The sequence below is a fragment of the Pseudorhodoferax sp. genome (genome assembly GCF_047601025.1).
Classification (GTDB): domain Bacteria; phylum Pseudomonadota; class Gammaproteobacteria; order Burkholderiales; family Burkholderiaceae_C; genus Pseudorhodoferax.
Genome location: NZ_JASGJZ010000001.1, coordinates 4862624 through 4872715 on the forward strand (window position 1 = coordinate 4862624; position 10092 = coordinate 4872715).

At 70.4% G+C, this 10092-nt stretch carries 11 protein-coding genes; 8 read left to right on the plus strand and 3 right to left on the minus strand.

Annotated elements, in window-relative coordinates; all coding sequences use genetic code 11:
- Positions 1 to 101 precede the first annotated feature (101 nt).
- Complete coding sequence (locus tag QM782_RS22490; RefSeq protein WP_415205091.1) at positions 102 to 533, minus strand: YbaN family protein; 432 nt, start codon at positions 531 to 533, stop codon at positions 102 to 104.
- 135 nt (positions 534 to 668) lie between these two features.
- Between QM782_RS22490 and QM782_RS22495 the strand changes: the two genes are divergently transcribed.
- Positions 669 to 947 (plus strand): YkvA family protein, encoded by a 279-nt coding sequence (locus QM782_RS22495; protein WP_415205092.1) that lies wholly within the window; start codon positions 669 to 671, stop codon positions 945 to 947.
- A gap of 231 nt (positions 948 to 1178) precedes the next feature.
- On the opposite strand, the gene QM782_RS22500 is transcribed toward QM782_RS22495, so the two are convergent.
- Entirely contained in the window at positions 1179 to 1775 is a 597-nt protein-coding gene (locus tag QM782_RS22500) for an NADPH-dependent FMN reductase (protein ID WP_415205093.1), read from the minus strand.
- Positions 1776 to 1832: 57 nt separating this feature from the next.
- Positions 1833 to 3173, minus strand: coding sequence for an MFS transporter (locus QM782_RS22505; RefSeq protein ID WP_415205094.1), 1341 nt, complete (start codon positions 3171 to 3173; stop codon positions 1833 to 1835).
- Between the two features lie 191 nt (positions 3174 to 3364).
- On the opposite strand from QM782_RS22505, the gene cyoA reads away from it, so the two are divergent.
- Genes cyoA through QM782_RS22540 form a run of 7 tightly spaced genes read left to right on the plus strand, consistent with a single transcriptional unit; the run spans position 3365 to position 10032 of the window.
- Positions 3365 to 4375 (plus strand): ubiquinol oxidase subunit II, encoded by a 1011-nt coding sequence (gene cyoA, locus QM782_RS22510; protein WP_415205095.1) that lies wholly within the window; start codon positions 3365 to 3367, stop codon positions 4373 to 4375.
- Between the two features lie 10 nt (positions 4376 to 4385).
- Positions 4386 to 6389 (plus strand): cytochrome o ubiquinol oxidase subunit I, encoded by a 2004-nt coding sequence (gene cyoB / locus QM782_RS22515; protein ID WP_415205096.1) that lies wholly within the window; start codon positions 4386 to 4388, stop codon positions 6387 to 6389.
- Positions 6382 to 6999, plus strand: a complete 618-nt coding sequence (gene cyoC, locus QM782_RS22520) for a cytochrome o ubiquinol oxidase subunit III (RefSeq protein WP_415205097.1) — start codon at positions 6382 to 6384, stop codon at positions 6997 to 6999. The genes cyoB and cyoC overlap by 8 nt, the downstream gene beginning before the upstream one ends.
- A complete protein-coding gene (cyoD, locus tag QM782_RS22525; protein WP_415205098.1) occupies positions 6999 to 7424 on the plus strand; it encodes a cytochrome o ubiquinol oxidase subunit IV in 426 nt (141 codons plus the stop codon). Before cyoC ends, cyoD begins: the two co-directional genes overlap by 1 nt.
- Complete coding sequence (locus tag QM782_RS22530) at positions 7421 to 8164, plus strand: SURF1 family protein (protein ID WP_415205099.1); 744 nt, start codon at positions 7421 to 7423, stop codon at positions 8162 to 8164. Before cyoD ends, QM782_RS22530 begins: the two co-directional genes overlap by 4 nt.
- On the plus strand, positions 8154 to 9497 hold the full coding sequence (locus QM782_RS22535) for an ATP-binding protein (protein WP_415205100.1): 1344 nt from the start codon (positions 8154 to 8156) through the stop codon (positions 9495 to 9497). The genes QM782_RS22530 and QM782_RS22535 overlap by 11 nt, the downstream gene beginning before the upstream one ends.
- Positions 9487 to 10032, plus strand: coding sequence for a response regulator transcription factor (locus QM782_RS22540; protein WP_415205101.1), 546 nt, complete (start codon positions 9487 to 9489; stop codon positions 10030 to 10032). The genes QM782_RS22535 and QM782_RS22540 overlap by 11 nt, the downstream gene beginning before the upstream one ends.
- The last annotated feature ends 60 nt before the right edge of the window (positions 10033 to 10092 follow it).

The following is a 10092-nucleotide window of genomic DNA, read 5'->3' on the forward strand; positions in this document are numbered from 1 at the left end:
ATCGTTGTGGCGTGGCGCCGCGGCAGCAGCGGCGAACGGTCGGCTGGGGAGCTCCTGCGAGGAGCAGCCTGGCGAAAAAAGGCGGCGGAGTATACCGGGCGTCAGCGCCCGGCCGGCTCGGGCCGGCGCCACAGCCAGGCCAGCACCGCCGCCATGCAGCCGCAGGCCAGCGCGGTGACCCACCAGCGGCTGCCGGCCCACAGCAGCACGCCGGCGCACACGGCCATGGCCACGCTGGCGTTCCACTTGGCGCGCCGGCTGACGCAGCCGCCGGCCTGCCAGTCCGCGATCAGCCGGCCGAACACGCGGTGCCGCAGCAGCCAGCGGTGCAGCCGCGGCGAGCTGCGCGCGGCGGCCCAGGCCGCGATCAGCACGAACACCGTGGTCGGCAGCCCGGGCACGAAGATGCCGACGATGCCGGTCGCCAGCGACACGCAGGCCAGCGCCAGCAGCGCCCAGCGGCAAGGCGCCGGCAGCGGCCGGGGCGGCCGCGGCGCCGAAGTGGCGGCGGTCGGTTCGTCGGTCAGGGGCATGGTGAGGCGCATTCTGGACCAGCACCGCCGCCGCCGCCGGCCATCCGGCGGCACGCGCTCTTGCACTCGGCCGTGCCGCCCCCATGTCGGGCGGACGGGCAGCCTGCCCGGTTCCGGCACCGAGGAGCACCGACGATGGCCAAACGCCTGTCCCTGCTGTGGACCCTGGTCCGCGGCGACCTGAAGAAACTCTGGTGGGCGCTGCGCGATCCGCGCGCGCCGGGCTGGCTGAAGTACGCCACGGCCGGCCTGGTGCTGTACCTGGTATCGCCGTTCGACCTGCTGCCCGACGCGATTCCGTTCTTCGGCGTGATCGACGACGTGGTGCTGCTGCCGCTGGCCGTGCGCTGGCTGCTGGGCCGCCTGCCGCAGGGCCTGCAAACCGAGCTCGACGCGCGCGCCGCCGCCGGCTGAACGCGGTTCAGAAGCCGTGAATGGATCGATCGCGCCCACGACGGGGGGCGCCAGGCCACGGGCGTAGGCGCAGGCCGCCGCCCTGGCTGATGCCGGGGCAAGGACTGCAACGCCCGCCCGGGGCTCGACGTCCCTCGGCCCGAAGGGCGAGGCCCCGGGCACGGCGATGGCGATGCACGTGGACGCTCATCGAGGGCCCCGCGTGGGCGCGAGGGATGCGCTCGCAGCGTCTCAGCGCACCGCCGGCAGCGCGCTGGCCACGCGCGCCAGCGCGTCCAGCACCCGGGCGACGGACTGGGCCGCCTTGGGATCGGCCAGCGCGCCCTGCGCGTCGAAGGCCTGGTGCGCCCGGCCCAGCGCGAACTGCTGCGGCAGCACCAGCATCGCGAACGCCATCTGCAGGTACTGGCGCACGTAGTTCATCGCCCGCAGGCCGCCGTGCAACCCGGGCGATGCCGATAGCAGGCCCACGGGCTTGTCGGCCGTGGTCGCCAGGCCCGCGGGCCGGCCATCGGCCGCCGGCAGGCGCGACAGCCAGTCGAAGGTGTTCAGGAACAGCGGTGTCGGAAAGCCGTTGTATTCCGGCGTGACGACCAGCAGGGCGTCACTCTCGGCGATCGCGTCCTGCAGTTCGCGCACGCGGGACGGCACGCCCCGCGCAGCCTCCAGGTCGGCGTCGTAGAGCGGCAGGTCCAGCGCACGCAGGTCCAGCAGCCGGGTGAGCCAGCCGGCGGTGCGCGCCGCCTGCTCCGCATGGCGGGCCAGCTGCACGTTCAGCGAGCCGGCGCGCACGCTGGCGGGGATCACGAGGAGCCGCATCGAGGTCATGGCACACCCCTTTGTCCGGATCGGTCCGGAAAAAGTCCTGTGAGGGGAAGGCGGGCGTCAGGCCCGGCTCTCGGCTTCGAGGGCGCGGTTCAGGCCCAGCGCCGCCAGCGTGCAGACCGCGCCGGACAGCAGGTACAGGCTCACGTAGCCCAGGCCGAAGTGCGCCGACAGGCCCAGCGCCACCAGCGGCGCGAAGGCCGCGCCGAACAGCCAGGCGATGTCGGAGGTCAGCGCCGCGCCGACGTAGCGGTAGCGCCGGATGAAGTTGGCCGTGACCGTGCCCGCGGCCTGGCCGTAGGACAGGCCCAGCAGGGTCGCGCCCAGCAGGATGAACACGTCCTGCCCCAGCGTGCCGCCGTTCAGCAGCGTCGGCGCGAAGCCGCTGAACACCGCGATCAGGATCGCCAGCGCGCCCAGCGTCTGGCGGCGGCCGTAGCGGTCGGCGATCCAGCCCGAGGCCACGATGCCGCCCGCGCAGAGGAAGCCACCGATGATCTGGATCACCAGGAAGCCCGGGATCGACTGCTCGGTGTAGAGCTGTATCCACGACAGCGGGAACACCGTGATCAGGTGGAACAGCGCATAGCTGGCCAGCGCGGCGAACGCGCCGATCCACACGTGGCGGCCCTGCTCGTGCATCAGCTCGCCGGCCGGCACGGGCACCAGCTCCTGCTTGTCCAGCAGCTCCTCGTACTCCTGCGCGGCGACCAGGCGCAGCCGCGCGAACAGCGCCACCACATTGATCGCGAAGGCGACGAAGAACGGATAGCGCCAGCCCCAGTCCACGAAGTCGGCGTACGACATGTTGGCGTACAGGAAGGCGAACAGCGCGCTGGCCAGGATGAAGCCGACCGGCGCGCCGAGCTGGCCCATCATCGCGTACCAGCCGCGGCGCTCCTTCGGCGCGTTCATGGCCAGCAGCGACGGCAGGCCGTCCCAGGAGCCGCCGAGCGCCAGCCCCTGCCCCAGGCGGAACACGGCCAGCAGCCAGACCGCGGACTCGCCGATGGTCGCCGTGCCGGGCAGGAAAGCGATGCCGGCGGTGCAGCTGCCCAGCAGGAACAGCGCGGAGGTCAGCTTGGCCGCCCGGCCCCAGCGGCGCTGGATGGCCATCGCGATCACGGTGCCGAACGGCCGCGAGACGAAGGCCAGCGCGAACAGCGCGAAGGCCCACAGCGTGCCGTCCAGCCGCTGCATGCCCGGGAAGAACACCGTCGGGAACACCAGCACCGAGGCGATGCCGTAGACGAAGAAGTCGAAGTACTCGGACGCCCGGCCGATCACCACGCCGACCGCGATGTCGCCCGGCGCGACGTGGTGCTCCGCCTCCGGTGAATGCACGGACGACGGATGCTGCGGGGTCCCGGGATAGTGCGCGGCGTGGCTGAGCGTGGACATCGGCGGTTCTCTCTGCGTCGAAGCGGTAGCGTGGGCGGCACTATATACCGTAGCATCGGTACCGGCAGGCTTGACGTGGGACAAAACGTCCTATCGGCGGCTCCGCAGCGCCGCGATACATTTCGCGGTCTTGCACAGGGTTTACCCGAGTGCCTGCCTTTTCTCGACACCCCAAACCCGCCCCGTCCAGCATGCGTGCTCTCAAAACACTCCGTGGACCGGCTCTGCTCACCCTCGCCAGCCTGCTGGCCGGATGCAGCAAGCTGGTGGTGCTCAACCCGGCCGGCGACGTCGCGGCGCAGCAAGGAAGGCTGGTGGTCATGGCCACCGTGCTGATGCTGCTGATCATCGTGCCGGTGATCATCCTGACGCTGCTGTTCGCCTGGCGCTACCGCCAGAACGGCCGGCGCGCCGACACCGACTACGACCCCGACTGGCACCACTCGACCAAGCTCGAACTGGTGATCTGGGCCGCCCCGCTGGTCATCGTCATCGCGCTGGGCGCGCTGACCTGGATCAGCACGCACCAGCTCGACCCCTACCGTCCGCTGGACCGCCTGGCGGCCGGCAAGCCGGTGCCCGAGAACGTCCGGCCGCTGGAGGTGCAGGTGGTGGCGCTGGACTGGAAATGGCTGTTCGTGCTGCCCGAGCAGGGCATCGCCACGGTCAACGAGCTGGCCGCGCCGGTGGACCGCCCGATCCACTTCAAGCTGACCTCCAGCACGACCATGAACGCGTTCTACGTGCCCGACCTGGCCGGCATGGTCTACACCATGCCCGGCATGCAGACCGAACTGCACGCGGTGATCAACAAGCCGGGCGTGTTCCACGGCATTTCCTCGCACTACAGCGGCACGGGCTTCTCGGGGATGAGTTTCAAGTTCCACGGTGTCTCGGACCAGGAGTTCGCGCAGTGGGTGGCCAAGGCCAAGGCCGAGGGCCAGCCGCTGACGCGCGCGGCCTACTCGGAGCTGGCCAAGCCCAGCGAGCGCACGCCCGTCATGCGCTTTTCCAGCGTCGATGCCGACCTGTACCGGCGCGTGCTGAACCTGTGCGTCGAGGACGGCCAGACCTGCATGCACGAGGTGATGGCCCGCGACGCCACGCGCAACCGCTCCCATGCCAGCGCCCTGGCGCTGGCCGCCGCGTCCGAGGACGCGATGTGCACCGCCGAAACGCGCAAGGACCTGCAGGAATTCTGAAGCCATGGCCATGACCGAACACACCTCCGCGCCCGCCCACTGGCTGCTGGGCCGCATCACCTGGGATTCGATCCCGATGGCGCACGAGCCGATCGTGCTGTGGACCTTCATCGCCGTGGTCCTGGGCGGCATCGTCATGCTCGCCGTGCTGACCAAGTTCCGCCTGTGGGGCCCGCTGTGGCGCGACTGGTTCTGCAGCATCGACCACAAGAAGATCGGCATCATGTACATGGTGCTGGGCATCGTGATGCTGCTGCGCGGCTTCGCCGACGCGATCATGATGCGGCTGCAGCAGGCCATGGCCTTCGGCGAGAACCTGGGCTACCTGCCGCCGCACCACTACGACCAGATCTTCACCGCCCACGGCGTGATCATGATCTTCTTCGTGGCCATGCCGCTGGTCACCGGGCTGATGAACTACCTGGTGCCGCTGCAGATCGGCGCGCGCGACGTGGCCTTCCCGTTCCTGAACAACTTCAGCTTCTGGATGACCACCTCCGGCGCCGTGCTGGTGATGGCCTCGCTGTTCCTCGGGGAGTTCTCCACCTCCGGCTGGCTGGCGCTGTCCAACCTGGGCAACCAGAACCCCGGGGTCGGGCTCGACTACTACATCTGGTCGCTGCAGATCGCGGGGGTCGGCACCACGCTGTCGGGCATCAACCTGCTGGTCACCATCATCAAGATGCGCGCGCCGGGCATGGACATGATGAAGATGCCGGTGTTCGTCTGGACCTCGCTGTGCACCAACGCGCTGATCGTGGCCACCTTCCCGGTGCTGACGGCCGCGCTGGCGCTGATGTCGCTGGACCGCTACGTCGGCACGAACTTCTTCACCAACACGCTGGGCGGCAACGCCATGCTGTACGTGAACCTGATCTGGATCTGGGGCCACCCCGAGGTCTACATCCTGGTGCTGCCGGCCTTCGGCGTGTTCTCCGAGGTCGTCGCCACCTTCTGCGGCAAGCGCCTGTTCGGCTACACCTCGATGGTCTACGCCACGGTCTGCATCACGATCCTGTCGTACCTGGTGTGGCTGCACCACTTCTTCACGATGGGCTCGGGGGCCAGCGTCAACGCCTTCTTCGGCATCACGACGATGATCATCTCGATCCCGACCGGCGCGAAGATCTTCAACTGGCTGTTCACGATGTACCGCGGCCGCATCCAGTTCACCGTGCCGATGCTGTGGACCGTGGGCTTCATGGTCACCTTCGCGGTGGGCGGCATGACCGGCGTGCTGCTGGCCGTGCCGCCGGCCGACTTCGTGCTGCACAACAGCCTGTTCCTGATCGCGCACTTCCACAACGTGATCATCGGCGGCGTGGTGTTCGCGATGTTCGCCGGCATGAACTACTGGTTCCCCAAGGCCTTCGGCTACAAGCTCGACGAGTTCTGGGGCAAGTGCGCGTTCTGGTTCTGGCTGGCCGGCTACTGGTTCGCCTTCACGCCGCTGTACGTGCTGGGCCTGATGGGCGTCACGCGCCGCATGAACCACTTCGAGGACCCCTCGCTGCAGATCTGGTTCCAGATCGCGCTGTTCGGCGCCGTGCTGATCGCCTTCGGCATCGGCAGCTTCGTGGTCGGCCTGGTGGTCAGCTACTTCAAGCGCGAGCAGCTGCGCGACCACACCGGCGACCCGTGGAACGGCCGCACGCTGGAATGGGCGACCTCCTCGCCGCCGCCGCAGTACAACTTCGCGTTCACGCCCGTGGTGCACGACATCGACGCCTGGTGGGACATGAAGAAGCACGGCTACCGGCGCCCGCTGGAAGGCTTCCAGCCGATCCACATGCCGGCCAATACCGGCGCCGGCGTGGTGATCTCGGTGCTGTCGCTGATCTGCGGCTTCGCGCTGATCTGGCACATGTGGCCGCTGGCCGCCGGCTCGTTCGCGGCGGTCGTGCTGGCCGCCATCGTGCACACCTTCAACTACAAGCGCGACTACTACATCCCGGCGTCCGACGTGATTTCCACCGAGAACGCGCGCACCCAGCTGCTGGCCCGCCATGTCTGATCTCGCACACGCCCCCACCCCCGTGCGCGCCTACCACCTGGCGCACGAACCGCATCCGGAGAACGGCACCGCGCTGGGCTTCTGGCTCTACCTGATGAGCGACTGCCTCATCTTCGCGGCGCTGTTCGCCACCTGGGGCGTGCTCGGCCGCAGCTATGCCGGCGGCCCCGGCGGCGCCGAGCTGTTCGACCTCAAGCTGGTGGCCATCAACACCGCGTTCCTGCTGCTGTCGTCCATCACCTTCGGCTTCGCGATGCTGCAGAAGCAGCTGGGCAAGGTCGGCGGCACGCTGGGCTGGCTGTTCGTGACCGGCGTCTTCGGCGTGCTGTTCCTGGCCGTGGAGCTGTACGAGTTCCGCCACCTGATCCACGAAGGCGCCGGCCCGCAGAGCAGCGCCGCGATGTCGGCCTTCTTCACGCTGGTCGGCACGCACGGCCTGCACGTGACCTTCGGCACGATCTGGCTGGTCGTGCTGATGATCCAGATCTCCAAGCACGGCCTGATCCGCGAGAACAAGCGCCGGCTGATGTGCCTGTCCATGTTCTGGCACTTCCTGGACGTCGTCTGGATCGGCGTCTTCACCTTTGTCTACCTGATGGGAGTGCTGTGATGTCCACGCACGAGGTGCATGCCGGCCACCATGGCCACCACGACGACCACGGCCACGACCACCACGACGACGGCCCGCACAGCACGTTCTCCGGCTACATGATCGGCTTCATGCTGTCGGTGATCCTGACGGCCATCCCGTTCTGGCTGGTCATGGGCAAGATGGTCGAGAACCGCACCATGGGCGTGCTGGTGCTGGGCGCCTTCGCGGTCGTGCAGATCCTGGTGCACATGGTCTGCTTCCTGCACATGAACGGCAAGATCGAGGGCGGCTGGACGCTGCTGTCCACCGTCTTCACGGTGGTGTTCGTGGCCATCGGCATCGCCGGCACGCTGTGGGTCATGTTCCACATGAACACCAACATGATGCCCTCGCACGCGGCCGAGCCGCCATCGCTGCAGCACCCCCAGCACGCGCCGGAATGACGCGGCGCCGCGGCCTGCCGCTGCTGGCGGCCGCCGCGGCCCTGCTGTGCGTGCTGTTCGCCGCGCTGGGCACCTGGCAGGTGCAGCGCCTGTCCTGGAAGAAGGACCTGATCGCGCGCGTGCAGGCCCGCGTGCATGCTCCCCCCGGCCCGCCGCCGCCGGCCGCCGAATGGCCGGCCGTGCTGGCCGCCCCGGCCGGCTACGAGTACCGCCGCCTGCGGCTGCAGGGGCAGTTCCTGCACGAAGACGAGACGCTGGTGCAGGCCGCCACCGCGCTCGGCGCCGGCTACTGGGTGCTGACGCCGCTGCGGCAGGCCGACGGCAGCCTGGTGCTGGTGAACCGCGGCTTCGTGCCGCCCGCGGCGCGGGCGCCGGATGCGCGCGGCGCGCCCGCGCCGCGCGGCGAGGTCGTCGTGGTCGGCCTGCTGCGCATCAGCGAGCCCCGGGGCGGCTTCCTGCGCGAGAACGACCCGGCGGCCGGCCGCTGGCACTCGCGCGACGTGGCCGCCATCGCCGCCGCGCGCGGCCTGCCGGCCAGCCGCGTCGCGCCCTACTTCGTCGACGCCGAGGCCGCGCCGGCGGCCGCCGGCGCGGCGCAGGCCTGGCCCGCCGCCGGCCTGACGGTGCTGCGCTTTTCCGACAACCACCTGGTCTACGCGGTCACCTGGTACGTGCTGGCCGCCATGGTGGCCGGCGCCGGCGTGGCGCTCGTGCGCAGCCCGCGGCGGCATGCCGGCTGACCGGGCGGCCCGGCCGCCGCCGGCCGCCGCCAGCCCGGACGACGCCGCCGGCCTGAAGAACCTGCACCAGCTGATCCAGCTGCGCTGGATCGCGGTGTTCGGCCAGATCCTGACGATCGAGGTCGTGCACTACGGCCTGCGCATCGCGATCCCGGTCGAGACCATGCTCACCGTGCTGGGCGGCCTGGTGGCGTTCAACCTGCTGTCGCTGCTGCGCTGGCGCACCCGCCGGCGCGTGACCAGCGCCGAGCTGCTGGTGGCGCTGCTGGTGGACGTGGCCGCGCTGACCGCCCAGCTGTACCTGAGCGGCGGCGCCACCAACCCCTTCGTGTTCCTGTACCTGCTGCAGGTGATCCTGGGCGCCGTGCTGCTGCCCGGCTGGGCCACCTGGACCATCGTGGCCGTCGCCACCGCTTGCTTCGCCGGCCTGGCGTGGTGGGCGCCGCCGCTGGCGGCGCTGCCGCCGGACCACGACCGCGGCCTGGCCAGCCCCTACATGCTGGGCATGCTGCTCAGCTTCGCGCTGAACGCGGCCCTGCTGGTGACCTTCATCGCGCGCATCGTCGGCAACCTGCGCGAACGCGACCGCCGCCTGGCCGCCGTGCGCCAGCGTGCCGCCGAGGAGGAGCACATCGTGCGCATGGGCCTGCTGGCCTCCGGCGCCGCGCACGAGCTCGGCACGCCGCTGTCCACGCTGGACGTGATCCTGGGCGACTGGCAGCACCTGCCGCACTTCAGCTCCGACCCCGAGCTGGCGCAGGACGTGGCCGAGATGCAGGCCCAGGTGCGCCGCTGCAAGTCCATCCTGGGCGGCATCCTGCTGTCGGCCGGCGAGGCGCGCGGCGAATCGCCGAGCGTGACCACCGTGGACACCTTCCTGGACGAGGTGGTCGAGGCCTGGCGCCAGCGCCGCGGCTTCGACGGCCTGGCGGTGCGCAAGCGCTTCGGCGCGGACCTGCCTATGGTCTCGGACTCCGCGCTGCGGCAGATGATCGTCAACGTGCTGGACAACGCGCTGGAGGCCTCGCAGTCCGCCGGCCGCACGGCGGTGGCGCTGGACGTGGCGCGCGACGGCGGCGCGCTGGTGCTGACCGTGCGCGACGAAGGCCCCGGCTTCGCGCCGCCGATGCTGCAGCAGATCGGCAAGCCCTACCAGAGCAGCAAGGGCCGGCCCGGCGGCGGCCTCGGCCTGTTCCTGGTGGTCAACGTGGCGCGCACGCTGGGCGGCAGCGTGGCCGCGCGCAACCTGCCCGGCCGCGGCGCCGAGGTGACCATCGCGCTGCCGCTGGCCGCGATCGCGCTCGTGGAGAATGGCGCCGGCCATGGAGATTGAAGCCCCTGCCCGCCGCCTGCTGCTGCTCGAGGACGACGCCGCCTTCGCCCGTACGCTGGCACGCTCGTTCGAGCGACGCGGCTACGCCGTGCGCGTGGCCGATGGCCTGGCACAGCTGCACGAGCAGCTGCGCGGATTCCACCCCAGCCACGCCGTGGTCGACCTCAAGCTGCAGGGCGAGGCCTCGGGCCTGGCCTGCGTGCAGGCGCTGCACATGCACGACGACGCCATGCTGATCGTGGTGCTGACCGGCTACGCCAGCATCGCCACCGCCGTGGAGGCGATCAAGCTCGGCGCCTGCCACTACCTGGCCAAGCCCTCCAACACCGACGACATCGAGGCCGCCTTCGGCCGCGCCCTGGGCACGACCGACGTGGAGCTGACCAACCGCGCCAGCTCCATCAAGACGCTGGAATGGGAGCGCATCCACGAGGTGCTGGCCGAGACCGGCTTCAACATCTCCGAGACCGCGCGCCGGCTCGGCATGCACCGGCGCACGCTGGCGCGCAAGCTGGACAAGCGGCAGGTGAAGTAGGCGCGCCGCGCTGCGGCCGGCGCGCTCGCTGGAGGACCTGCGCCCAGACGGGCGCGGCGC

Excerpts from the sequence above, each read along its gene's own strand:
- QM782_RS22490 (WP_415205091.1), bottom strand. The coding sequence starts at position 533 with ATGCCCCTGACCGACGAACCGACCGCCGCCACTTCGGCGCCGCGGCCG.
- QM782_RS22495 (WP_415205092.1), top strand. The coding sequence starts at position 669 with ATGGCCAAACGCCTGTCCCTGCTGTGGACCCTGGTCCGCGGCGACCTG.
- QM782_RS22500 (WP_415205093.1), bottom strand. The coding sequence starts at position 1,775 with ATGACCTCGATGCGGCTCCTCGTGATCCCCGCCAGCGTGCGCGCCGGC.
- QM782_RS22505 (WP_415205094.1), bottom strand. The coding sequence starts at position 3,173 with ATGTCCACGCTCAGCCACGCCGCGCACTATCCCGGGACCCCGCAGCAT.
- cyoA (WP_415205095.1), top strand. The coding sequence starts at position 3,365 with ATGCGTGCTCTCAAAACACTCCGTGGACCGGCTCTGCTCACCCTCGCC.
- cyoB (WP_415205096.1), top strand. The coding sequence starts at position 4,386 with ATGACCGAACACACCTCCGCGCCCGCCCACTGGCTGCTGGGCCGCATC.
- cyoC (WP_415205097.1), top strand. The coding sequence starts at position 6,382 with ATGTCTGATCTCGCACACGCCCCCACCCCCGTGCGCGCCTACCACCTG.
- cyoD (WP_415205098.1), top strand. The coding sequence starts at position 6,999 with ATGTCCACGCACGAGGTGCATGCCGGCCACCATGGCCACCACGACGAC.
- QM782_RS22530 (WP_415205099.1), top strand. The coding sequence starts at position 7,421 with ATGACGCGGCGCCGCGGCCTGCCGCTGCTGGCGGCCGCCGCGGCCCTG.
- QM782_RS22535 (WP_415205100.1), top strand. The coding sequence starts at position 8,154 with ATGCCGGCTGACCGGGCGGCCCGGCCGCCGCCGGCCGCCGCCAGCCCG.
- QM782_RS22540 (WP_415205101.1), top strand. The coding sequence starts at position 9,487 with ATGGAGATTGAAGCCCCTGCCCGCCGCCTGCTGCTGCTCGAGGACGAC.